The organism is Cryobacterium sp. Hh11, from assembly GCF_004404045.1.
GTDB lineage: Bacteria > Actinomycetota > Actinomycetes > Actinomycetales > Microbacteriaceae > Cryobacterium > Cryobacterium levicorallinum.
Map to the genome: position 1 here is coordinate 208,608 of NZ_SOHF01000011.1, position 23,796 is coordinate 232,403.

22 protein-coding genes and 1 other RNA gene are annotated in these 23,796 nt (G+C 66.5%); 7 read left to right on the top strand and 16 right to left on the bottom strand.

Annotated elements, in window-relative coordinates:
• The first annotated feature begins 20 nt into the window (after positions 1-20).
• On the top strand, positions 21-905 hold the full coding sequence (locus E3T46_RS04630) for an EamA family transporter (protein ID WP_241980452.1): 885 nt from the start codon (positions 21-23) through the stop codon (positions 903-905).
• Between the two features lie 74 nt (positions 906-979).
• On the opposite strand, the gene E3T46_RS04635 is transcribed toward E3T46_RS04630, so the two are convergent.
• The 3 genes from E3T46_RS04635 to E3T46_RS04645 are packed head-to-tail and all read right to left on the bottom strand — an operon-like array spanning position 980 to position 3,421.
• A complete protein-coding gene (locus E3T46_RS04635) occupies positions 980-1,636 on the bottom strand; it encodes a pentapeptide repeat-containing protein (RefSeq protein ID WP_134577622.1) in 657 nt (218 codons plus the stop codon).
• 2 nt (positions 1,637-1,638) lie between these two features.
• The gene (locus E3T46_RS04640) at positions 1,639-2,076 is read right to left on the bottom strand and encodes a nitroreductase family deazaflavin-dependent oxidoreductase (protein WP_092449355.1); all 438 of its coding nucleotides are present in this window, start codon (positions 2,074-2,076) and stop codon (positions 1,639-1,641) included.
• Positions 2,077-2,131: 55 nt separating this feature from the next.
• Positions 2,132-3,421, bottom strand: coding sequence for an MFS transporter (locus tag E3T46_RS04645; protein ID WP_134577623.1), 1,290 nt, complete (start codon positions 3,419-3,421; stop codon positions 2,132-2,134).
• A 213-nt stretch (positions 3,422-3,634) separates the two neighbouring features.
• Here E3T46_RS04645 and prfB point away from each other — a divergent pair, with 213 nt between their 5' ends.
• The 5 genes from prfB to ssrA all read left to right on the top strand — a co-directional run bounded on the left by prfB (position 3,635) and on the right by ssrA (position 7,905).
• Positions 3,635-4,747: a peptide chain release factor 2 gene (gene prfB / locus E3T46_RS04650; protein ID WP_134442700.1), complete on the top strand. Its 1,113-nt coding sequence runs from the start codon at positions 3,635-3,637 to the stop codon at positions 4,745-4,747.
• A 76-nt stretch (positions 4,748-4,823) separates the two neighbouring features.
• Positions 4,824-5,918 (top strand): cell division ATP-binding protein FtsE, encoded by a 1,095-nt coding sequence (ftsE, locus tag E3T46_RS04655; RefSeq protein WP_134577624.1) that lies wholly within the window; start codon positions 4,824-4,826, stop codon positions 5,916-5,918.
• On the top strand, positions 5,915-6,829 hold the full coding sequence (gene ftsX / locus E3T46_RS04660) for a permease-like cell division protein FtsX (protein WP_104132645.1): 915 nt from the start codon (positions 5,915-5,917) through the stop codon (positions 6,827-6,829). The genes ftsE and ftsX overlap by 4 nt, the downstream gene beginning before the upstream one ends.
• A 113-nt stretch (positions 6,830-6,942) precedes the next feature.
• Entirely contained in the window at positions 6,943-7,419 is a 477-nt protein-coding gene (smpB, locus tag E3T46_RS04665; RefSeq protein ID WP_092449344.1) for an SsrA-binding protein SmpB, read from the top strand.
• 111 nt (positions 7,420-7,530) lie between these two features.
• Positions 7,531-7,905, top strand: a transfer-messenger RNA (tmRNA) gene (gene ssrA / locus E3T46_RS04670).
• 77 nt (positions 7,906-7,982) lie between these two features.
• Here the strand turns inward: ssrA and E3T46_RS04675 are convergent.
• From E3T46_RS04675 to E3T46_RS04740, 13 genes are all read right to left on the bottom strand, one after another.
• Entirely contained in the window at positions 7,983-8,714 is a 732-nt protein-coding gene (locus E3T46_RS04675; protein WP_134577625.1) for a PIG-L family deacetylase, read from the bottom strand.
• Positions 8,715-8,884: 170 nt separating this feature from the next.
• Positions 8,885-10,141 carry an XdhC/CoxI family protein gene (locus tag E3T46_RS04680; protein WP_134577626.1) on the bottom strand — a complete coding sequence of 419 codons (1,257 nt, stop codon included), beginning with the start codon at positions 10,139-10,141 and terminating at the stop codon, positions 8,885-8,887.
• Between the two features lie 29 nt (positions 10,142-10,170).
• On the bottom strand, positions 10,171-11,070 hold the full coding sequence (locus tag E3T46_RS18360; protein ID WP_241980453.1) for an SRPBCC family protein: 900 nt from the start codon (positions 11,068-11,070) through the stop codon (positions 10,171-10,173).
• A gap of 19 nt (positions 11,071-11,089) precedes the next feature.
• Entirely contained in the window at positions 11,090-12,469 is a 1,380-nt protein-coding gene (locus E3T46_RS04695) for a VWA domain-containing protein (RefSeq protein WP_241980454.1), read from the bottom strand.
• 13 nt (positions 12,470-12,482) lie between these two features.
• Positions 12,483-13,376: a MoxR family ATPase gene (locus E3T46_RS04700; RefSeq protein WP_241980455.1), complete on the bottom strand. Its 894-nt coding sequence runs from the start codon at positions 13,374-13,376 to the stop codon at positions 12,483-12,485.
• 48 nt (positions 13,377-13,424) lie between these two features.
• Positions 13,425-14,429, bottom strand: a complete 1,005-nt coding sequence (locus E3T46_RS04705) for an XdhC family protein (RefSeq protein ID WP_241980456.1) — start codon at positions 14,427-14,429, stop codon at positions 13,425-13,427.
• A gap of 10 nt (positions 14,430-14,439) precedes the next feature.
• A complete protein-coding gene (locus E3T46_RS04710; protein WP_134577629.1) occupies positions 14,440-16,833 on the bottom strand; it encodes an aerobic carbon-monoxide dehydrogenase large subunit in 2,394 nt (797 codons plus the stop codon).
• Positions 16,830-17,333 carry a (2Fe-2S)-binding protein gene (locus tag E3T46_RS04715; protein WP_092449329.1) on the bottom strand — a complete coding sequence of 168 codons (504 nt, stop codon included), beginning with the start codon at positions 17,331-17,333 and terminating at the stop codon, positions 16,830-16,832. The genes E3T46_RS04710 and E3T46_RS04715 overlap by 4 nt, the downstream gene beginning before the upstream one ends.
• Positions 17,334-17,346: 13 nt before the next feature.
• Positions 17,347-18,249 (bottom strand): xanthine dehydrogenase family protein subunit M, encoded by a 903-nt coding sequence (locus tag E3T46_RS04720; protein WP_134577630.1) that lies wholly within the window; start codon positions 18,247-18,249, stop codon positions 17,347-17,349.
• 133 nt (positions 18,250-18,382) lie between these two features.
• Entirely contained in the window at positions 18,383-19,570 is a 1,188-nt protein-coding gene (locus E3T46_RS04725) for a TerC family protein (RefSeq protein WP_134577631.1), read from the bottom strand.
• A 124-nt stretch (positions 19,571-19,694) separates the two neighbouring features.
• Complete coding sequence (locus E3T46_RS04730; RefSeq protein ID WP_134577632.1) at positions 19,695-21,227, bottom strand: CYTH and CHAD domain-containing protein; 1,533 nt, start codon at positions 21,225-21,227, stop codon at positions 19,695-19,697.
• A gap of 39 nt (positions 21,228-21,266) precedes the next feature.
• Positions 21,267-22,430: a globin domain-containing protein gene (locus tag E3T46_RS04735; protein ID WP_134577633.1), complete on the bottom strand. Its 1,164-nt coding sequence runs from the start codon at positions 22,428-22,430 to the stop codon at positions 21,267-21,269.
• Positions 22,431-22,544: 114 nt separating this feature from the next.
• Positions 22,545-22,988, bottom strand: coding sequence for an Rrf2 family transcriptional regulator (locus tag E3T46_RS04740; RefSeq protein WP_134577634.1), 444 nt, complete (start codon positions 22,986-22,988; stop codon positions 22,545-22,547).
• 54 nt (positions 22,989-23,042) lie between these two features.
• Between E3T46_RS04740 and E3T46_RS04745 the strand changes: the two genes are divergently transcribed.
• The gene (locus E3T46_RS04745; RefSeq protein ID WP_134577635.1) at positions 23,043-23,786 is read left to right on the top strand and encodes a TRIC cation channel family protein; all 744 of its coding nucleotides are present in this window, start codon (positions 23,043-23,045) and stop codon (positions 23,784-23,786) included.
• Positions 23,787-23,796 lie beyond the last annotated feature (10 nt).

Sequence of the window (23,796 nt, forward strand, 5' to 3'; positions counted from 1 at the left end):
ACGGCGCCGACAGGAGCAGCGTGCGTACCAAGCGGGGGCAATGGAAGGGTGCGGGAGCTCAACTCGCCACCGAAGTCAGCATCAATTTCGGTTCGTCGCTGGCCGGACTGCTCATTCCCCTCGTCGGCTCGCCGGTCGTCGTCGCGGCCCGACAAATCGTCATGGTCATCGTCGTGCTGCCGCTGGCCCGGCCCAGGCTCAAGAACCTGACCTGGATCCGCATCTGGCCGCCGCTCGCCCTCGGCGTCGTGCTCGCCGTGATGAACCTCAGCTTCTACCAGGCCGTGAGCATGCTCGGGCTGGGCGTTGCGGCGACCATTGAATTTCTCGGCCCGTTCGCTCTCGCCCTCGTCACCAGCCGCCGCATCCTGGACTTCGTGTGCGCCGCGGCCGCCGCCGGGGGCGTGTTTCTGCTGACCTGGTCGGACGGCACGCTCGACCTGCTCGGCATTGCGCTCGCCCTCACCGCAGCGGCTTCCTGGTTTTGTTACATCCTGCTGACCCGCAGGGTGGCGACCGAATTTGCCGGCCTTGAGGGTATCTCCATTGCCAGCCTGGTCAGCCTCGTGATCGTGGTGCCGTTCGCCGTGCTCACCCTCGACCTGTCGGCGTTCACCTGGGGCGTTGTCGGGTTGCTCCTGCTCGTCGGAGTGGTTTCCTCGGCCTTTCCCTACACACTCGACACGTACATTCTGCGGCGGATCAGCCCTCGGCTGTACGCGATCATCACGAGCTTCGGCCCGGTGATCGCGGCCGGGTTCGGCGCGCTCGTGCTCGGCGAGACCTTCACGCTGCTGCAGCAGATAGCGATCGTCGTGGTCTGCGTGGCCGCCGGGGCTGCCATCGCGACGCAGCGCGACCAGCCGAAGTCCGACCTCGAGCTGACCGCGGTCGCGATTCCCTGACGCGGCGACCCTGCGCGGGCGGCCGTACCAGGCCGGCCCGGGCATCCGCTTATCGAGCGGCGCCGAGGCCCGGCCTATTCGACGCGCAGGCCGAGGTGGGCGGCGAGAAGCGGCGCCAGCATGCCGAGCTGGGCATCGTCGATCGTGGCACCGCGCAGGCCCTCAAGGCCGTGGACGGCCGAGAAGTCGCTGGAGCGCAGGTCGACGTCCTTGAGCTTGGCGCCGCCGACATCGAGGGTGCCGATGCGGCAGTTCTGCAGTTCGAGGCGCTGCACGGTGGCGCTGCCGAGGTCGAGCTCGTCGATAATGCAGTTGCTCAGCAGCACATCGGTCAGGGTCGCGTTGCGCAGATTTACGAAATCGAGCTTCGACCCGTCGATGTGCACCGAGCGCAGCGTCGCCTCGTAGACCTCGACCGAGCCGAGTCGGGCGTGGTTGATCTGCACGTCACGCCAGTTCGAGCGCGGCGCGCTGAACACCGGGGCGTGCAGATCGGTGGCGAGACATTCCGAGAAGGATGCTCCGCGCAGCTTGGTCTCATGCAGCGAGACTCCCGCAAATTCACACTCCCCGAAGGAGATACCGGTCAGGTCGCGGCCGTCGAGGTTCACGCCGGTGTAGCGCTCGGCCTCGCGACCGTCGCCGGAGCAAAGCTGCGCCCCGTCGTCGTCGGCGAGGTCGGGCAGCGTTATGCGGTCGATCGACGCCTTGCGGGTGGCTGCTTTCGCCACCTTTATTCGATGGGTTCGAGCACGAAAACCGGAATCTTCCGCTCGGTCTTGACCTGGTAGGCGGCGTAGTCGGGGAAGGCTGCCACGGCGCGCTCCCACCAGACGGCCTTTTCGTCGCCGGTGATCTCGCGGGCGCGCATGTCCCACTTCTCGGGCCCGTCTTGCAGCTCCACCTCGGGGTGCGCGATGACGTTGGCGTACCAGACCGGGTTTTTGGGGCTGCCACCGAGCGAGGCGACAGCGGCATAGTGGCCGTCGTGTTCGACGCGCATGAGCGGTGCCTTGCGCAACTTGCCGCTCTTGAGGCCGACGGTGGTGAGTACGATCACTGGCATGTCACGCAGAGTCGTGCCCTCGGTTCCGCCGGACTTCTCGTACAGGTCGACCTGGTCGCGCACCCACTGGGCGGTGCTTGGCTCGTATTCTCCGATGAGGGGCATATTTGGCCCAACGCGCGAGCCGCCGGGAACATTCCACCCGGTCAGGTTCGCCCGGTCAGAGCAGGCGGCCGGGGCGATGCGGGGCGTAGCGCGGAATGTAGCGGCGCAGCAGCACCGCGCCGCAGAGGCCAATTGCCCCCATCACGCCGCTGGCAACCGAGAGCGAGACCAGCGCGGTGATGCCGGCGACCGCCAGGGGAGCTGCGGCGCTCCCGAAGTCGGCCGTGAACCGCCAGGCGCCCAAGAACGGTGCGGGATTCGGCCGCGGAGCGAGGTCGGCGCCGAGCTTCATCAGCAGGCCGCTGCCGACCCCGTTGGCGAGCGAGAGGAACATGGCCACGCCGATGAACCACTCCACGTTGCTCGGCAGGTCGTGGGTGAACGCGAGTGCCAGGTGGCCGACACCGAGGCCGATCATCGAGGGCAGCGCGCTCCAGATGCGGCCGAACCGGTCCATGATCTGGCCGCTGACATAGAACAGGGCGAAGTCGATGCCGCCGGCGATGCCGATGATCAACGCCGTGTCGGGGGCGCTGATGCCGATACTGACCGCCCAGAGCGGCAGCATCACGGTGCGGCTGGCCCGCATCGCACCGATCAGACCGGCGCCCGTACCGAGCCGCAAAAGCACTCCGCGGTGACTCCAAATGGTCTGGAACAATCCCTGCACCGGCACGGCCGGTCGCGCCGTTCCGGTGCTGCTGATCGCGCCGGTGCTCGTGTCGGTGGCGTCGAATATGGTCCTATCAGCGGAGGGAGTGGCAAAGGCTTTCGACGGGTCTGGCAACAACAGCAGCGTCGCTGATGCGGCGACGCAGCAGATGATGAATACCCAGAACACGGCCTGCGTACCACCGGTGAGGTGAATCAGGCCGGCCGAGAGAAAGGGGCCGACAAACCAGCCGGCTCGAAACACGCCGCCGAGGGTCGACAGCGCGCGGGCCCGGTAGACCAGCGGCACATAGTTGGTCATGAAGGCATGCCGGGCGAGGGCAAAAATGGCTGTGGCGAGGCCGACCAGAAAAATGCCGAGACCGAGCACGAGTGGGTTGGGAGCGACAATGCAGACGATCACGGCACCGATGGTGAGACCGGATGCCCAGACCATCGCGTTCCGTTCCCCAATGCGCGAGACGATCCAGCCGCTGGGAATATCGCCGACCAGCTCACCGAGCATGACCATCGCTGCAATCACACCGGCAATGGCCAGGGAGGCACCGAGGTCAGTCGCAACCAGGGGAATCAGCGGGATAATCGCGCCCTCGCCGATCGAGAACAGCAGGGTCGGTAGGAACGCGACCAGGGCGACCGAGCGCAGGCTGAAGGGGCGCTCGTGATTGCTCATCGGTTCGATGCTACTCGCAGTGCAATCCCGACGGTGCTATCCCGACCCGTGCTGCTCAGACCCGTGCGATCCCGCCCCTGTAATCAGACACGTACGATCCCGCCCCTGTAATCCGGCACGTGCAATCCCGACCGTGTTTTCCGGAGTGCTGTTCGAGTGGTGCTCTCACCAGCCCGGCAGCACCGCGCCTTCGCCCGGTAGGCTGAACAGAACATGATTGACTTGGATTTCTCAGTACAGATCGCCGCGCTGCGGACCACGTTTGGCGACATCCGCTCGGTGATCGACATTGATCGACTGCGCGCGGAGATTGACGACCTCAGCGGCGAGGCCGGTATGCCCGACTTGTGGGACGACACCGAGCACGCCCAGAAGGTGACGAGCGACCTCAGCCACCGGCAGTCGCAACTGGCCCGCATCGAAAGCATCGGTGCCCGCCTCGATGACCTCGAGGTGCTCGTGGAGATGGCCAATGACGGCCAGGGCGACCAGGAACTGGCCGACGAGGCCGGCGTCGAACTCGCCAGCCTGCAGAAGCTGCTCGGCGAGCTCGAAGTGCAGACCCTGCTCAACGGCGAATTCGACGAACGCAACGCCGTCATCACCATTCGCGCCGGCGCCGGGGGAGTGGATGCCGCCGACTTCGCCGAAATGCTGCTGCGCATGTACCTGCGCTACGCCGAACAGCACGACTACCGCACGACCGTGCTCGACATCAGCTACGCCGAAGAAGCCGGCATCAAGAGCGCGACCTTCGAGGTCGATGCCGCCTACGCCTTCGGCACGCTCAGCGTCGAGGCCGGAACCCACCGCCTGGTACGGATGAGCCCGTTCAACTCGGCCGGCAAGCGCCAGACCTCGTTCGCCGCGGTCGAGGTGGTGCCTTTGATCGAACAGACCGAGTCGATCGAGGTGCCCGACGGCGATATTCGAGTGGATGTCTTCCGCTCGAGCGGCCCTGGCGGCCAGTCGGTCAACACCACCGACTCCGCCGTGCGCATCACCCACCTGCCCACCGGCACCGTGGTGAGCTGCCAAAACGAGAAGAGCCAGATTCAGAACCGGGCCGCCGCCATGCGCGTGCTGCAGTCCCGGCTGCTGGTACTCGAGCGCGAGAAAGAGGCCGCGACCAAGAAAGAGCTCGCCGGCAACATCACCGCGAGCTGGGGCGACCAGATGCGCAGCTACGTGCTCGCGCCCTACCAAATGGTCAAGGACCTGCGCACCGAGTACGAGGTGAACAACCCCAGCAACGTCTTCGATGGTGACCTGGACGGTTTCATTTCGGCCGGCATCCGCTGGCGCAAGAAAGCCCCCGAAGACTAAACGGATGCTGAGCCTTCCCCCTCTCGGGTATGTCGCAGTAGGGAAAACGCCAGCGGGTGCCTAGGCTCTAAGAGCTATGATCCGCTTTGATCACATAACCAAGAAGTATCCCGGCACCTCTCGGCCGGCCCTGAACTCGATCGACGTCGAGATTTTGCGAGGCGAATTCGTCTTTCTGGTCGGCGCCTCCGGATCGGGCAAATCGAGCTGCCTGCGGCTCGTGCTCAAGGAGGAGAAGCCGACCAGCGGCAGCATCCACGTGCTCGGGCAAGACCTGCGCTCGATCTCCAACCGCAAGGTGCCCTATTTTCGCCGCAACATGGGCGTGGTCTTTCAGGACTTTCGGCTGTTGCCGAACAAGACGGTCTTCGACAATGTCGCGTTCAGCCTGCAGGTCATCGGCAAGAGCCGTGGCTTCATTCAGGAAGCCGTGCCCGACACCCTGAAGATGGTCGGCCTGGCCGAGAAGGCCCAGCGCCTGCCGCACGAACTCTCCGGTGGTGAGCAGCAGCGCGTGGCCATTGCCCGCGCCATCGTGAACAAGCCCCAGATTTTGCTGGCCGATGAGCCCACCGGAAACCTCGACCCCACCACGAGCGCCGAAATCATGGCACTGCTCGCGAGCATCAACGCGGGCGGCACCACCGTGATCATGGCCACCCACGAGGCCGGCATCGTGGACAAGATGCAGCGCCGCGTGATCGAACTGGTCAACGGCGAGATCGTGCGGGATGAACGCCAGGGCGGCTACGCCACCGCGTCCATCCCGACCATCGTGCCGTCGTCTGAAGCGGATGCCGCAGCGAGCGACCCCGTACCGGTCGCGTCGGCCGCCGTCGCAGCGCGGGCCGAGGCCCAACCGTCGTTGACGCATCCGTCGGCGCCGGTTCCCGAAACCTCCGTGTCCCTGCACCAGGCGGCGGCAGCTGCGGTTGCCGCGGCGGCCGCGTCGGTTGTTTCGGTACCGACCGTGTCGGCTCCCGCGGCCGAGGCTCCTGCTGATGAGGAGGCCGACACTGCCGTGGCCACGCCGCCGATGGCGCGCCCAGTTCTTCCGGTCGCCCCGAACGACGCCCCCGAACAGCTCACCCTCGCCGAGAAACTCGGGCTGCGGGCGCCGGGCGAGAAACCCGACCAAACCGGCGAACAGAACGTGGGGCCCAACCGATGAGGCTCGGACTGGTGCTCTCCGAGGCCGCGAACGGTCTGCGACGCAACGCATCCATGGTCGTCTCCGTGGTACTCGTGACTTTCATCTCGCTGACCTTCGTCGGCGCGGCCGTACTGATGCAGATGCAGATCGGCCAGATGAAGAACTTCTGGTACGACAAGGCGCAGGTCGGCATCTATATGTGCTCCGACATCTCGCCGGGCGAAACCTGCACCGGCGGCGACGCCTCGGCAGAGCAGATCGCAGCCGTCGAGGCCCAGCTCGAATCGCCGACCCTGGCGCCGTTCGTCGACACCTACTATTTCGAGACGCACGAGCAGGCCTTCGAGAACTTCAAGAAGCAGTTCGCCGGCAACCCGGTGGCCGACTACGTGACCGCGGATCAGTTGAACCAGACCTTCTGGGTCAACCTCAAAGACCCGTCCCAGTCCGCCGTGCTGGTCGAGAGCTTGTCCGGGGTGGCCGGCGTAGAAAACGTCGCTGACCAGCGCAAATACCTGGACCAGATCTTCTCGGTGCTCAACGTCGCGAGCTACACCGCCATTGGCATTGCCGGGTTGATGCTGATCGCAGCGGCGCTGCTGATCGCCACGACCATCCGTTTGTCGGCGTTCTCGAGACGCCGCGAACTCGGCATTATGCGACTGGTCGGCGCGAGCAACCGGTTCATTCAAACGCCGTTCATTCTCGAGGGCGTCTTCGCGGCGCTGCTCGGCTCGCTGCTCGCCGGCGGCGCGATTGTGGCGCTGGTCTACTTCTTCGTGCAGGGGTATCTCGGGGCCAGACTCACCGGCTTTGCCCTGGTCGGTATGGATGATGCGCTCGTTGTGGTGCCCATTCTGCTGGTGGTCGGTGCGGTGCTCGCCGCGTTCTCGGCCAACTTCGCGATCACCCGCTACCTCAAGGTTTAAGCGTCAAGCGGATGCCCGCGCGTAGCGATCAGGCGCGGGGCCGGTAGACTGGTGGGCTGTCTGCCGGATCTTTCGGTGGCATCCACTTGACGAATAAAAATTGAGGTGAACACATGCCCAGGGAACGTGGCGAAAAGGTCGTGGCGACCAACCGCAAGGCCCGACATGACTACCTCATCAGTGACACCTACGAGGCCGGAATGGTCTTGAGCGGCACCGAGGTCAAGTCGCTGCGCGCGGGCCGGGCCACCCTGGTTGACGGCTACGCCTTCATCGAGGGCGGCGAGGCCTGGCTGGATGCGGTGCACATTCCGGAGTATTCGGGTGGCTCGTGGACCAATCACCCGCCGCGCCGCAAGCGCAAGCTCCTGCTGCACAAGAAGGAGATCATTAAGATCAGCCACAAGACCAAGGAGGGCGGTTACACGCTCATTCCGCTGCGGATTTACTTCGCGGATGGTCGGGCCAAGGTTGAGATCGCCGTCGCCAAGGGTAAGAAAGAGTACGACAAGCGTCAGACTCTGCGTGAACGCACCGACAAGCGCGAATCGGACCGCGCGATGTCGGCGCAGCGCCATCTCGGCGACTAGGCAACTTCTGTAGTAGTATGGAGGGCTGCACCGAAACTGGTGCAGATTGGTAACTCAACAGCGTGTGACACGAACCCATCGCTGGCGCTTTTTGAGGCGTGCGATGTGTATGGGGATGATCGGTTTCGACATTGTTTGCGCAATTGTGAGAAGCGGGTCGAGGATGCAGGGTTATCTCGTAAACGATCTCTGCAAAACAATAAGTGCCAATTCAAAGCGCACTGACTTCGCTCTCGCTGCCTAAGCGAAAGCACTAAAGAAGTCCGCCAGACCGGGAATGCTCTCTACCCGGATCCTGACGCCATTTAGAGAGATTGCTTCTACATTGAGCCACGGGGTGTAGAGGGACTTAAACGAAGGCTGGGCCTGTCGGAGTAGATGCCAGTGGCAAATTCCGGGGCCGAGAAAGCGATTTCACTGGATACACCCGTAGAAGGCATATGACCACAGCAGTGGACCGGGGTTCAATTCCCCGCATCTCCACCACCGGTTCTGTCACACGCTGTTACCGCTTCTGAGGCCGCCCATTGGGCGGCCTCATTTGGTTTAAGCGGATGCTATGGTCAGCGCAGGCGCAGGCCGACCGACGGGCGGATGGGTTCGCGCTGGCCGCCGGAGTGCACGATGAAGTCGCCGTCGACACTGAGCTGGCTGGCGTGGCAGCGGAGGGCGGCCACGACGGTGGCGCGATGGGCGTCGAGGTCGAACCATTCCGTATCCGCTGTGGGGGAGTGGAGAATCTCGGCGTAGGGGAGGGCGATTGCTCGGCTGGCGGCGAGGGCGGCGTCGTGTACCCGCACGTGGTCCGGGTGGCCGTAGCCGCCGGTTCGGTCGTAGCTGATGACCAGGCTCGGTTGCACGTGCTGGAGAACGGCTACGAGGTCGGTGGTGACCTCGGTGAGCGGAGCGCGGGCGAGGGCATCCGCTGCGGAATCGGCGGCAGGGCCGGCCAGGCCGGGGCGGATCCACTCCATACCGGAGTCGCGGTAGTGGCGCGGCGCGAGCCCGGGCGCGCGGGCCGGTGCCTCGCCGAGCCAGAATCCCTCGTTGATGCCGAGCGTCCGGGCGGCGCGCTCGAGTTCGCGCTCGCGTTCCTCGGCCAGGGCGGCAGTGCCGACGAGCGCCGCGAGCGGCCCCGCGACGACTTCACCGCGTTCACCGCGGGTGGCCGTGACCAGGGTGATGCGGATGCCGCGGCTCGCGAGATACGCGATGAGGCCGCCGGTGCCGATGGTCTCGTCGTCGGGGTGCGCGTGCACGAACAGCACCGACCTGACGGCGTCCAGAATGCTCATCGGACAGAATCTCGATCGCTCTTCGGCGTGACAGTGGGGGGGACAGCGGATTCGAGAGCCATCCGTCGAGCCTATCGCCGCCAGCCCTATGGCGCCCCACGTACGCCTTAGGGCGAAAGATGGCACCTCGCGTAACACGCGCGTCGAACTGCGCGCGCTGCCCGGTACAGCTAGCCGCGCAGGACCGTTCGTGAAATGGACGTGCTCCCCGGAGCTTGACTCGATGGCGATGGCGATGGCGATGGCGATGGCGATGGCCGCGACGATGACGGCGGTGGGTTGGGGTCGACGAGGTCGTCATGGTGGATCGAGTCGCCGTGGATGGAGTCGACGAGGGTGTGCAGGGGTTCGTTGCTCCCGCCCCACTGCAGGGAGATGATCTCGGCCGCGATCGAGACCGCTGTCTCCTCCGGCGTGCGGGAGCCGAGATCGAGGCCGATCGGACTGCGCAGCCGGGCCAGCTCGCTGTCGGTCACGCCGACCGCCCGCAGCCGTTCCAGCCGGTCGAGGTGGGTGCGGCGGGATCCCATGGCGCCGATATACGCCACCGATGGGCCGTGCAGGGCGGCTTCAAGCAGGGGAACGTCGAATTTCGGGTCGTGGGTGAGCACACAGATGACCGTGCGGGGATCGATGAGGCCGGCCGCGATCTGTTCGCGCAGGTAGCGGTCGGGCCAGCTCACCACGACTTCGTCGACCCCGGGAAAGCGGGCGGCGGTGGCGAACACGCCACGGGCATCGCAGACCGTGACCCGGTAGCCGAGAAAGGTTCCGAGCCGGGCCAGAGCGGTGGCGAAATCGATCGCTCCGAAGACCAGCATGCGGGGCCTGGGCGCGTAGCTCGCGAAGAATACCCGCATGCCCTCACCGCGACGCTCGCCGTCTGGACCGTAGGTCAGAGTCGTGTTGCGGCCGGCGGCGAGCAGCCCCTGGGTGTCGTCGCCGATGGCGTGGTTGGCGCGGTCCGATCCGAGATCGCCCTCGAATCCCTGCGGCCGCACCACGAGGTGGCGGCCGATCCAGCCGGCATCCGGATGCTCGATCACCGTGGCGACCCCCACCGGGCGCCCGGCGTCCACATCGTCATGCACCCCCTCGAGCAGTGCGAAGGTTCCGCGGGAGACGGGTTCGATGAAGACGTCGAGGATACCGCCGCAGGTCAGCCCCACCGCGAAGGCGTCGTCGTCGCTGATGCCGTAGCGCACGAGCACCGGCACGCCGTCCTCTACGACCTGGGTGGCCAGTTCGTAGACGGCGCCCTCGACGCAGCCGCCAGAGACCGAGCCGGCGACCGTGCCGTCGGCGCTGACCAGCATCGATGCGCCGGCTGGCCGAGGTGCCGACTGGAAGGTGCGCACGACGGTCGCGAGGCCCGCCGTCGCGCCGCCCTGCCAGCCAGCGAAGAGGGTAGTGAGAACTTCACGCATGCCGGGCTCCCTTCTGTCGTCGGTCGACTCTAACGGCCGGATGCCCGTCGGCCGATTCGGTATGCGATGAACGCTACCGTGGCCAGCAGACCCACAAGTTTCACCGGGTCGCTCAACTGGTCGGCAATGACGCCCTTGACCAGGCTCAGAGCGTTGAGGCTCGGGGCCGGCGCTGCCCGATACGGCGCGCCGCGATGCCCGCCAGCGGGTGCCCCGCTATGGCCGTCTGACGGAGCCGCGCGCGGTGGCACTGGGCGCGGCGGCACGGCGCTGGGCAGCCGGGCGGGGGCATCCGGCGTGACGTTAGGGAGGGTATCGGCGGCCGGGGCATCCCCGGGTGGAATATCACTCACGTCGGTGACGGCGCGGGGGGAACCCTGGACGAGGGTGGCCGGGTCGTCGAGGTGGTCCCCTACGGGGGTGGCAGCGCTGTCGGCGGCCCTGGCTGCGGCATCCGCTTCACCGTCGGAATCAGCAGCGGCACCGCCCTCGATCAGGTCTTGCAGATTGCCGGCGAACAGCCCCATCATCTGCTCGGTGACGCTGCTGATGACGCCCTTGCCCATGGCCGCCGCCTTGCCGGAGAGGGACAAATCGGCGCTGACCGTGCCCTGGGTGACACCGTCGGTTTCGACCAGAACGAGGGTGACCGTGGCCTGGGCTGTACCCTGACCGCGGGTCTCCTGAGCCTTGCCGGAGAATACGGCCCGGTGTGCCTCGGCGTCGCGCTCGTCGACGTTCATCTGCCCGCGGTACTGCATCGTGACCGGGCCAAGCTTGACCTTCATCCCCACCTGGTAGTTGTCATCGCTGAGTTGGTTGAGAATCTGAGCGCCCGGCACACACCCGGCGACACGTTCGAAGTCCATCAGGGTGTCCCAGACCGTGTCGACGGGGGCGATAACGGTGAAGGTGCTGTCAAGTTGCATCAGGGTGTCCTCTGCTCGGTCAGGTCGGTTGGTGGGAGAATGCTCGTTGATCGGATGCTGGCGGGTCGCCGCGAATCGCGGCCGCCACCTCGGCCAGGGCGGCGTAGCTGTGGCCGCTGACGAAGGCGTCGCAGTAGGGGAGCGCGGCAGCCATTCCGCCCACGAGCGGCCGGTAGTCGACGGCGACCTTGCGCGGGTTCACCCAGATAATGCGGTGCGCGAGTCGGCGCAGGCGTGCCATCTGGGCGGCGACGTCGACCGGGTCGTCCTGCGCCCAGCCGTCCGAGAACACCACGATCACCGCTCCCCGGGCCAGACCGCGTCGCCCGAAATCGTCGATGAATCGACGGATGCTCGCGGCCAGCCGGGTACCGCCGGCCCAATCCGTCGCGGTGGCGGCCGCCTGCGCGAGTGCCTGGTCCGGGTCGCGGAGCGCGAGCTGACGGGTCAGCCGGGTGAGCTGGGTGGAGAACACGAACGCTTCGGCCCGCGCGCCGGACGCCGCGCCCTGAAGCAGCGACAGGAACACCCGGGTGTAGGGCTCCATCGAGCCCGACACATCGCAGAGCAGCACGAGTCGGCGCGGCTTCGACCGGCGGCGGGCGTGGTGCAGGGCGATCGGATCGCCCCCGGTACGCTGCGCTGACCGCACGGTGCGGGCCAGATCGAGCCGGTCACGGCTGTGCCGCGACGGATGCCTGCGGCGGGTCAGGCGGGTCGGCGTCGACAGCACGATGCGGGCAATGAGCTCGCGCAGGCGGGCGAGTTCGTCGGGGGCGAGGTCGGCGAACGCCATGTCGTGCAGGTGTTCGTCGCTCGAGGCCAGGGCGAGGATGGCGTCGTGCTCCGGGGCCTCGTTATCGTTGTCGCTCGAGTCGGTGCCGGGCAAGGGGGCCGGCGGTCGATCGGCCCCAGGCTCGGGAGCTGCGGCCGGACGATTGGTCGGCGGGGCGGCCTGGGAACGGGTTTCCGAGCCGATCACCGGGGGAGCATTGGGATCACCGCGGCTTTCGGCCGGGTCGAGTCGACCGTCGAAGACAGCGCTGAACACCGCGTCGAACCGGGCAAGGTGCTGCTGCTGGGAGACGAACACGATCTGGCAGGCCCAGTACAGGGCGGCGCGGTCGGTCGGGGGGACGAGGCGGAGCGCCTCGGCCAACCGGGCCGCCCGGTCGGGCGACACGGGAAGTCCGGCGCGGTGCAGGGCCGTGCTGAACCCGGCGGCGAGGGCCGCAGCTTCGATCGGCGGGATCCGGCCCTGGGCCGGCGGCTTCGGAAGCCTCGGTGAGGCCGACTCGGTGCCGGGCTGACGTGCGCCGGGCTGACGTGCGCCGGGCTGACGTGCGTCGCGCTGACGTGCGTCGGGCTTGCTGGTGCCGGGCTCACTTCTGCCGGGCACAGGTGCGCCGCGGTCAGGCACCGGCGGCCTCGACGACCCAGGCGGCCCCGCGAGCGGTAGCGAGATCGAGGTCGTCCCGGTTCTTCAGCACGAAACCCCAGGTCTGCTCGACCGCCCGGCCGCTCAGCTGTTCAATGCCGAGCACCCCGAGCGCGCCCACCCAGTCGATGGCCTCGGCGATTCCGGGCGGCTTCACCAGGTCAAGCGAACGCAGGCGGGTGATGGCCTGGGCGGCCTCGGTCGCAATCACCTGTGAACTGCTCGGTACCCGGCGGCGCACGATCTGCGCGATCCGATCCGGCCCCGGGTAGTCGATCCAGTGATACAGACAGCGCCGGGTCAGCGCGTCGTGCAGGTCGCGGGTGCGATTGCTGGTGAGAATCACGATCGGCGGATGCGTGGCCCGCACGGTTCCGAGCTCGGGGATGGTGACCGCAGCTTCGGCGAGCAGCTCAAAGGTGAAGGCTTCAAACTCGGCGTCGGCCCGGTCGATCTCGTCGAGCAGCAGCACGGCCGGCCGCGGGCCCGCGTGCTCGATCGCCTGCAACAGCGGGCGGCGCAGCAGGTAGTCGCGGCCGAACAGCTCGGTCTCGGCCAGTTCAACCCCGCGCGCCTCGGCCAAACGGATGCCGAGCAGTTGCCGCGGGTAATTCCACTCGTACAGTGCCTCCCCGGCCGAGATACCTTCGTAGCACTGCAGGCGAAAAAGTGCGGTGTCGAGCAGTCGGGCGAGTGCCTTGGCGATCTCGGTCTTGCCGACCCCCGGTTCGCCCTCGAGTAGCAGCGGCTGCCGCATGCGGACGGCCAGGAAAACCGCGGTTGCGAGCCCGTCGTCGGCCAGATAGTCCTCGGCATCGAGGGCGCGCTGTAGCGCGGCGACATCGGGCACGATCTCGGGCAGAGTCACCAACGCAGCCACCCCCATCGTGAAGTCGGGCGGCTACGGCGCGGACAGCTACCGCGCGGTCGCATACGGCTCCGGATTCGCCAGAAACGCCTTGCGGCAGCCCGCCGCACAGAAATAGACGGTCCCGCCATTGTGCTCGACCTGTAGCGTCGACGGCAGCGCGGCCACGGACATGCCGCAGACCGGGTCGATCGCGACGCCGGCGGCCTGCGACTCGGCAGCAGGTGGGTCGGCAGCACGCGCTTTGGCGTCAGGCGGCTCTGCGGCGATCGCCGAATCCGCCGCTCCCGCCACAGCACCGGCACCAGCCGCGCCCACACCAACCGCGCCCACACCAACCGGATGTCCCTGCCCGGCCCGTTCCTGTACCAGCTGCGCCAGAATCGACACCGCAATCTCTCCGGGCGTTCGCGCCCCGAGGTCAAGGCCCGCCGGACTGAACACCCGAGCGCGCTGCTCCGGCGACACGTCGAGCGACGCAAGCACCGCCGCACCGCGCCGGGGACTGGCCACGAGCGCCACGTACGGCACCCCCACAGCCAGCGCCGCCAGCAGCGCGGACTCCTCGTCCCGGCCGTGGGACGCGACGACCAGCGCAGCGTCGCCGGCCTGCGGGGCGGCAGAGGCGCCATCCGTTTGCAGGAGCTCGAAACCGACGAGCGGTGCGAGGGTGGCAAGGGCCGCGGCGTCGGGCGTCGACCCGACCACGATCAGGCGCGGCAGGGGAAGGCGCGGTTCGAGAAAGATCTCGATCGCCCCGCCGCTGACACAGGGGTTGGAGACCTCGACCGCGCCGTCCTCCACCGTGCTCGACGGTACACCGGCCACGACCTTGAGCAGCAGCGGCTGGCGACTTTCGAGCACCTGCAGGCTGTACAGGCGAACGGATGCCTCCACGCAGGTTCCGCCGACGAAGCCCTCGATCTCGCCGGTCAAGCGCACGAGCGCCGTGTCGCCCGCGTGCGCGCTCGTCGGGCGCACCGCGCGCACCACGGTCGCGTGCACGAACGGTTCGCGGCGCGCCTCGAGCTCCCGCTCCAGCACGGACTTCATCTCGGGCATGCTAAACCGGCGGTCTCGTGCGGCCCTGCATGGCCTCCCAGACCCGGGATGGTGTGCACGGCATGTCCATGTGCACCACGCCGAACGGGGCGAGAGCATCCACGACGGCGTTGACGACGGCCGGCGGTGACCCGACCGTGGCAGACTCACCAACTCCCTTTGCTCCGATCGGGTGGTGCGGCGACGGAGTCACGGTGAAGCCGGTCTCCCAGTCGGGTACCTCCATGGCGGTGGGGATGAGGTAGTCCATGAACGAGCCGCCGAGGCAGTTGCCCTCGTCGTCGAACTCGATGATCTCCATCAGTGCCATGCCGACACCGTCGGTGAGGCCACCATGAATCTGGCCCTCGATGATCATCGGGTTGATGCGGGTGCCGCAGTCGTCGACGGCGATGAAGCGGCGCACCTTGACATGGCCGGTGCCCGGGTCGACGTCGACGACGCAGATATAGGCGCCGAACGGAAAAGTGAGGTTGGGCGGATCGTAGGTGACCTCGGCGTCGAGATTGCCGTCGATACCCTCGGGCAGCGCGACCGTGCCGTGGGCGCCCATCGCGATCTCGGCCATGGTCTTGCCCACGCTCGGATCGCCCTTGACGAACCAGCGGCCCTTCTCCCACTCGAGGTCTTCCGGCCGGGTCTCGAGCATGGCCGCGGCGATGAACCGGGCCTTCTCCCGCACCTTGCGGGCGACGAGCGCCACGGCGGCTCCGCTGACCGGAGTGGACCGGCTGCCATAGGTGCCGAGGCCGAACGGCGTCTGGTCGGTGTCACCGTGCACGACGTCGATGTCTTCCGGGGGGATGCCGATCTCCTCCGCCACGATCTGCGCGAACGTCGTTTCGTGGCCCTGACCCTGGCTTTGCACCGAGATGCGCACGACGGCCTTGCCCGTGGGGTGGATGCGCAGTTCGGCGCCGTCCGCCATGCCGAGGCCGAGAATGTCCATGTCCTTGCGCGGGCCGGCACCGACCGTTTCGGTGAAGAATGAGATGCCGATGCCCATGAGCTCACCGCGTTCGCGTTTCTCCTTCTGTTCGCGGCGCAGTTCGTCGTAGCCGGCCATCTCCATCGACAGCCGCATGGTGGGTTCGTAATCGCCCGAGTCGTACTCCCAGCCGGTCTTGTTGGCGTAGGGAAACTGCTCCTTCTTAATGAAGTTTTTCAGGCGCAACTCGGCCGGGTCCATGTCGAGCTTGCGGGCCAGGATATCGACCATCCGCTCGACCAGGTAGACCGCTTCGGTGACCCGGAACGAGCAGGCGTAGGCCACGCCGCCGGGCGCCTTGTTGGTGTACACGCCGGTCACGGTGCAATGCGCTGCCTGCAGGTCGTAGCTGCCGGTGAAGATGTGGAAGAACCCGGCCGGATACTTGGTGGGCTGGGCGGTGGCGTTGAACGCGCCGTGGTCGGCGAGTACATTGGTGCGCAGGGCCAGGATCTTGCCGTCCTTGGTCGCCGCGATCTCGCCCTGCATAATGTAGTCCCGGGCGAACGAGGTGCTCATGAGGTTCTCGGAGCGGTCCTCGACCCATTTCACCGGTTTGCCGGTGACGATGGAGCCGACCACGGCGAGGATATAGCCCGGGTAGATTCCGACCTTGTTGCCGAAGCCGCCGCCGATGTCGGGGGAGACCACGCGAATCTTGTGCTCGGGAATGCCGGAGACCATCGCGAACAGGGTGCGGTGGGCGTGCGGCGCCTGCGTCGTCTCGTACAGGGTGAGGCGGCCGTCGACGGCATCGAAGTCAGCGACGGCGCCGCAGGTTTCCATCGGCGCCGGGTGCACCCGCGGGTAGACGATCTCCTGCTTCACCACGACGTCGGCGCTCGCGAAGACGGCATCCGTTTCGGCTTTGTCGCCGGCTTCCCAGTCGAAGATGTGGTTGTCGGTGCGGCCTTCGAGGTCGTCGCGAATGACGGGAGCGCCCGGGTCCATCGCCTTGCGGGCGTCGACGACCGGCGGCAGTACGTCGTACTCGACCTGGATCAGTTCAAGGGCGTCGCGGGCGGCGTAGCGGTCGTCGGCGACGACGAAGGCGACCTCCTGGCCCTGGAAGCGCACCTTGTCGGTGACCAGCACGGCCTGCACGTCCATCGAGAGGGTCGGCGCCCAGGCCAGGCCGAGGGCCTGCAGGTCGCTGCCGGTGATGACGGCGTGCACGCCGGGATGGGCGAGCGCCGCGGTGGTGTCGATCGAGACCAGCCGGGCGTGGGCGACGGGAGCGCGCAGGATCGCACCGTGCAGCATTCCGGGCAGCACGATGTCGTCGACATAGTGGCCCTTGCCACGCACGAACCGCGGGTCTTCCTTGCGTTGCATACGCCCGTGGCCGATTGGCCGGTCGTGGTCGCCGGCCGCCGGGTTCGACGGGCGGTCTTCGAGGATGGTCATGCGCGCACCTCTTCATCTTCGGTTGTGTCAACGGCGGCAACGAGTGGATGCTCGGCGGCCCACTGAATCGACCGCACGATGGTGGCGTAGCCGGTGCAGCGGCAGATCTGTCCCGAGATGGCCTCGCGAATCTCGAGCGGTTCGGGGTGCGGATTGTGGTCGAGCAAGGCGCGGGCGGTGAGCATCATGCCGGGGGTGCAGAAACCGCACTGCAGGCCGTGCTCCTCCATGAAACCCTGCTGCACCGGGTCGAGCGTGGCACCGTCGGCGAGTCCTTCCACCGTCGTGATCGTGTGCCCGTCGGCCATGGCGGCCAGCACGGTGCACGATTTCACCGGCTGGCCGTCCATGAGTACCACGCAGGTACCGCAATTACTGGTGTCGCAACCCCAGTGCGTTCCGGTGAGCCGCAGGTCGTCGCGAATGAAGTGCACCAGCAGTACGCGCGGTTCGATCTCGCGGGTGACATCGGTGCCGTTGATGGTCAGGCTGATCTGCATGAGGGCTCAACTCCTAGATCGTGATCTCAGAAACGGATGCCGCGGCGCGGCGGCAGGCCGCCCGCAGCACCCGACGGGTCAGCTCGTCGGCGAGGTGCCGCTTGTAGTCGACCGGTCCGCGCTGGTCGGTGAGGGGGTCGCAGGCGATGGAGGCCAGGCGCCCGGCCTCCGTGAATAGCTCCTCGGTCGGAGCCTGGCCGATCAGCACGGCTTCGACCTCGGTGACATTGCGGTCGAGTCCGACCGCGGTGAGGCCGACGGCCACCTGGCCGATCGTGCCGTCGGACGTGAGCGTCACGCTCGCACCGGCCGCAGCCACGGCCCAGTCTCCGACTCGTCGTTCGACCTTTTCGTAGGCGCTGCCGGAGCGCTCCCGAATCGGCACGCGCACCTCGATCAGCAGTTCGTTCTGGGCGACCGCGGTCTCGTACGGGCCGCGGTGGAAATCGGCCATGGACAGCATCCGCTCACCGGCCGGCCCGCGCACGACGGCCACCGCTTCGAGCACGTGGCAGACCGTGGAGAGATCTTCAGCCGGGTCGGCCTGGCAGAGCGAACCGCCGATGGTGCCGCGATTGCGCACGATCGGGTCGGCGATGACCCGTTCGGCATCGGTGATGATGGGAAACAGTCGCTTGACGTCGTCGGATTCGAGCAGCGTCGTGTGCCGGGTCATGGCGCCGATGCGCAGCACGTGCTGATCAACGAGCACTCTGTCAATCAGCAAGTAGTCGAGCTCGAACAGGTCGTTGATGTCGATGAGCCAGTCCGGCCGGGCCAGACGCAGTTTCATCATGGGCAGCAGGCTGTGACCGCCGGCGACCACCCGGGACTCGGGCCCGTGACGATCGAGCAGGGCCAGGGCATTTTCGACCGAACTGGCACGAACATAATCGAACGGAGCCGGAATCTGCACGGGCTTCTCCTCACGAAAGAAGGTTCCTTGGCCCCACGCATCAGTGCGCGACACCGTTGTGTGCCACAGCTTGCTCCCCGCGCCCACCCGCTGTCAACAACGACCTCGGCGAAGTTAGGCGCTCCGGCGCGCTCTACCGGGCCAGATACTCGTCATGCTTCTGATGCGCCTCAGCGACCTGCTCGCGGATGCGGTTGATGTCCTTGGCCTTGTCGCGGTATTTCAGGTCCATGGCCAGGACCTGTTCTTCTTCCGCGGTCAGCATTCGGTAGATCCGCTCGCGCTCGGCCAGATCAGCGGTGTAATCCAGATCGAGGTAGCTGACCGCGTGGCGGCGCGCGTTGTTGATGGCGGTCTGGGCTTTGCCCGCCTTACTCAACAGCGAGGCCACAACGGTGATCGTGAGCGCTCCGATGATCACGCTCAGGGACAGCCCCGTGCTGATTTCCACGACCGGGACCGGTACACCACCGTTGATGAACGGCAGATTGTTCTCGTGGAGCGCGTGGAGCACCAGCTTGACGCCGATGAACGCCAAGACGAACGCCAGGCCGTAGGAAAGGTAAATCAGCCGGTCCAGGAGCCCGTCGATCAGGAAGTACAGCTGGCGCAGTCCCATCAGCGAGAACGCGGTCGCGGTGAAGACGATGTAGACATTTTGTGTGAGGCCGAAGATCGCCGGTATTGAGTCCAGGGCGAAGAGGATGTCGGTACCGCCGATGGCGACCATCACCAGCAGCATCGGGGTCAGCGCCCGCTTGCCGTTGTGCATCGTGAACAACTTGTCGCCGTCGTAGTGCTCGGTGGTGTGGAAGAGCCGTTTGGCCAGCCGAATCATGACGTTGTTCGCCTGCGTATCGCCGTGGGCTTCGGGCTTGAGCAGATTGCCCGCCGTGATCAGCAGGATCAGTCCGAAGATGTAGAACACCCAGGCGAAGGAATTGATCAGCGCCGCGCCCAGAAAGATGAACCCGGTGCGGGCAATCAGGGAGAAGACGATGCCGAACAGCAACACTTTCTGCTGGTCTTCGCGGGGAACCCGGAAGCTCGCCATGATGATCAGGAAGACAAACAGGTTGTCAACGGACAGCGCTTTCTCCGTGATGTAGCCGGCGAAATATTCCGACCCCATCGTGCTGCCGCCGAAGACCAAGACCAGGATGCCGAAGAGGATGGCCAGGCCGACGTAGATGGAGGACCACACAGCGGCTTCCTTCAGCGAGGGAACGTGCGCCTTGCGAATATGAAAGAAGTAGTCGAAGGCGAGCAAAGCCAGGATGACAACGATGGTGATGACCCAGATGAGGGGTGTAACAGTCATGAACTCTGCTTTCCTAAGGTGGCGGCAGTGAGCCTAGCCCAGTTGCGGATGCTGCGTGACTCTTGGCGGCAAAGTGGCGGCTTGCGGTTGCCCAAGGTTAACCGCTTCGTCCGCGCCCGAGTAATCACGGGCGGTTCTTCCACTCCTGCCAAAACTTCGACTCGGCTACGGCTGCCTTCTGCTGCTCGAGGGCGTGCAGGCGGCCGTAGCTGAAGGTGTTCTCGCCGCGCAGGTAGGCGTCGACCGCGCCGCGCTTGAGCAGGCGCTCGCGGGCGATGACGCTGTCGTGCTGGTTGCCGAGAATGGTTTGAAGTTTCTGGGCGAAGGCACTGACCGTGGCGGCGCGCTTGCGGCTGAGCGGATGCGCCGTCTCAGCCGCATAGCGCAGCCGCTTGGCCCGCTTGCGCACCTCGTGCAGGGCGAGGTCGCGCTCGGCGCCCGGCACGGTTTTCGTGGCGGCTCGCACCGCGCGGCGCAGTTTCTTCCATTCCTTATTGATCAGTGCCGGCACGACCGTGCGTGCTTCCTGCCTGGCCACGGCGGTGAACGGCGGTGAGGTCACGAGCGCCGCGAGGGCATCGAGCAGCCGAAAGTAGCGGTGGCTGTTGAGGGCAGTCAGGAGCGCGTGGTGCGCCGCGTCGGTGTCAGTATCCGCGCGACTGCCAAGACGCTCGCGAATCGGGCCGAGCAGCAGCCCCTCGGGTTCGCGGTCGAGGTGGCCTGTGAGGCGGCGCTGCATCACCTCTTCGTCGCGGGAGCCGCCCAGAACGGCCCCGAGCCAGGCGAGTTCGCTGCGCAGGTTCGGCACCACGGTCGCATCGAGCAGGGAGCGATAGGTGGCGAGAACCGAGCGCAGCCGCCGAGTGGCGACGCGCAGGGCGTGCACGCTTCCGGTTGTGGCCTGCCGTACCTGGGGATCCTGGGCGCGCAGCACCTCGTACTGTTCGTGCAGGTTCAACACCAAAACGTCGCCGGCCCACCCCGAAGACCGGGGCCGCCGGGGCGCCGTGTCCGGACGCTCGGGAAACCGGTCGCCGAGGGCACGGGCCAGCTTTGACCCGTGCAGCGACACGTGGATGCCGCTCGCCGCGAGCATGGACTCCCCGGCGTCGAGCAGGTCGTCCGGACCATCGACGAGTTCAAGCTCCCATTCACGCCAGGCCGCCGTTGCCGGATCGGGGGTGAGGCGCTCGGCCTGAACGTGGTCGTCGCAGACCACCGCGAGGGTCTCGCCGCCCACGCCGATCAGGGCATGCACCACTCGCTCGGTGTTCAGCCGGGCCACGGGAACGAGCGGGGAGTCCCGCACGTGAAACCGCACGAGTTGGGCGAGCGACTCGGGGACGGCATCCGCTTCGCTGTGCCCATCAGAAACGAATACGTGCTTGCCCAGCGGTGCGTGAATTTCGCGCCGACGCCCGGCATCCAGCGGCAGTTTCAGGTGCCACCCGGCGTCGTCGCCGCCGGTGCGGCGACGCAGGGTGACGTGCTGGGCGGTGAGTACGAGATCGGCGGTGTCGAAATAGACGGCCTGAAGATCGTGGGTGACCGGCGCGGCAACCGTCTGCACCCCGGGAAGGTCGTACAACCGGGGCAGCAGCGCCGTTTCGTCGACGTCAAACTTGAGTTCTGTCTCGATGCCGCCGTTAGTATCCACGATTCAGCCTAGCGCGGGACCCGCGCCAGGCTGCCGAGGTCAGACTCCCGCGAGCCAGAGGTCGGGGCCGAAGATCTCGTAGTGGATGCGGTCGGCCGGAACGCCGGACTTTAGCGCCTGGGAGCGGAGGCTCTGCATAAACGGGAGCGGACCGCAGAGATACACCGAGGCGTCCTCCGGGATCGTCACGTTCTCCAGCGACATGAAGCCCTCGTGGTGGCCCTCACTCGGGATCTCCAGCCAGAGTTCGAGTTCGGCCGCCTCCAGCAGGGCGACGTCTTCGTTCATCTGGTCGCGCAGCGCCCAGCGCTCGAGGTTGCTCTCGGCATGCAGTACGAGCACCTCACGCTTTGAGCCGGTGTCTACCAGAGAACGCAGAATCGAGGCGCTGGGCGTGCAGCCGATTCCGGCCGAGGCCAGGACCAACGGGCCGGTGCCCGCATCGAGGGTGATGTCGCCACAGGGCACGGAGAGGATGAGCGTGTCACCGACCTGTACGTCGCGGTGCAGCACGGGGGAGACTTCGCCGTCGGCGTCGAGCTTGGTGGTGAAGACGCGGGTCGTGGACGTGCCGGCCGAGAGCGAATACTGACGCACCTGGCGGATACCGTCGGGCATGACGGCGGTGACGCTGACGTACTGGCCCGGCAGGGCGGGCGTCACGGGAGTGTCGTCGGCCGGTTCAAGGGTGAACGTGACGGCGTCGGTTCCGGCAGCTTCTTTTTTCACAACGATCCAGGGGGCGAGCGGCTTGTCGCTGGCGAGTCCGGCGTAGAGGCCCTTCTCCATCTTGATCAGGGCGTGAGCCATCAACCAGTAGACCTCGGTCCAGGCGGCGGCGATGTCGGCGGTGATGACGTCGCTGAGTTCGTCGGCGATGGCCTCGAACAGGTACTTGTAGACGACGTCGTACTGCTCGGGCGTAATAGAAAGGGAGACGTGCTTGTGGGCGATGCGGGAGAGCATGGCCTCCGGCGTGGTGTCCGGGTTCTGCACGAGGTAGGTCGCGAAGACGGCGATGCTGCCGGCGAGGGCCTGCTGCTGCGTGCCGTTCCTCTGGTTGGAGCGGCTGAACAGCCCGTCGAACAGTTCGGGGTGAATGGTGAGCATGCGGTGGTAAAAATTCTTCGCGATCTGGGGCATCCGCTCGCCGACGAGCGGCAGGGTGGCTTCGATGAAGGGGAGAGACTGGGGCGAAAGCATGAATACTCCTTCTGCGTGGCGACACCCGTTCGTGGGGTCTGCGTCAAAAGTAGCATTTGATATACCAATTAAACGGATGTTTTCTACAAGTTGTAGAAAATAGGGACTTTAGTCCTACCGCACCAGACCGAGTTCGACCAGAACCGGTCCATTCGGTTTTCCGTGTGGCAGAGCCGCGATGACGATGCCGTCGAGCTCGCGGTAGAAGGATTCCCGCGCCCGGCGCAGGGCGCCGCGGAGGCCGCATCCGCTCAATAATGGGCAGGGTCCATCGGGCGAGTCGCACGCTGCCAGATCGGTGCGGGTATCGAGCTGGCGCAGCAGCGCCCCGACGGTGGCTTCGCGGCCGAGCGTGCTGATGCGCACGCCGCCGGTGCGTCCCCGGATGACCTCGACCAGGCCCAGCTCGCGGAGCCGCATGATGGCCTTGGTGACGTGGTTGTAGGGCGTGCCGACCTCGGTGGCGACGACCCGTGAGGTGTACGTGATGCTCTCCGGCGCAGCTGCCAGCAGCATGACGACCCGCAGGCACACGTCGGAAAAAGCAGTGATCCTCATTCCTTAACTGTAGGTGCGCGGCTCGCGCCCCGAGAGTAGGAGAGAATGGGACAAGTGAACACTGAGTCGGAGACGCTGTTTGAGATAATCCGCTTCGTGGACCTGGCGGGCGTGCTCGCCAATGCCATTCTCGGCGGCGTCGCCGCGCGCACCGCACGCCTCGACATTGTCGGCTTCGTGGTTCTCGCGATCATGAGCGGGCTTGGCGGCGGCATGATTCGCGACACGCTGCTGCAGCAGGGCACGCCGGCCGCACTGCTCGACCCGGCCTACCTGATCTGCGCCATCCTCGGCGGGGTCATCGCCTACTTCGTGACCTTCAACGGTCGGTGGACTCGCCGCGTGCTGCTGCTGCTCGACGCGCTCGCCGTGGGCTGCTGGTCGGCGGTCGGGGCGCAGAAGGCGCTCGAGGCCGGTCTCGGCTGGCTCCCGGCGATTCTGCTCGGCATGATCACGGCCGTCGGCGGCGGCATGGTGCGGGACATTATGCTGCTCAAGGTGCCGACGATCTTCGGCGGAAACACGCTCTACGCCACGAGCGCGCTGCTCGCGAGCACCGAAATGGTCATCCTGAGCAAGCTCGGATTCGTCGCGATCGGCACCGGAGTCGCGATTCTCAGCGGAGCCGCGCTGTCACTGCTGGCCAAACGCTACGGCTGGATTCTTCCGACCGGGTACGCGCTGCGCATCCCCAAGCCGATTCTGCTGCTCAACCCCCGGGCTTGGCGGCAGCGCCGCCTCGATGCGCGCAACGCCCGCAACGGTGTGAATCCCGACGATCCGGGTGCCGGAGTCTAGTTTCGGCGCC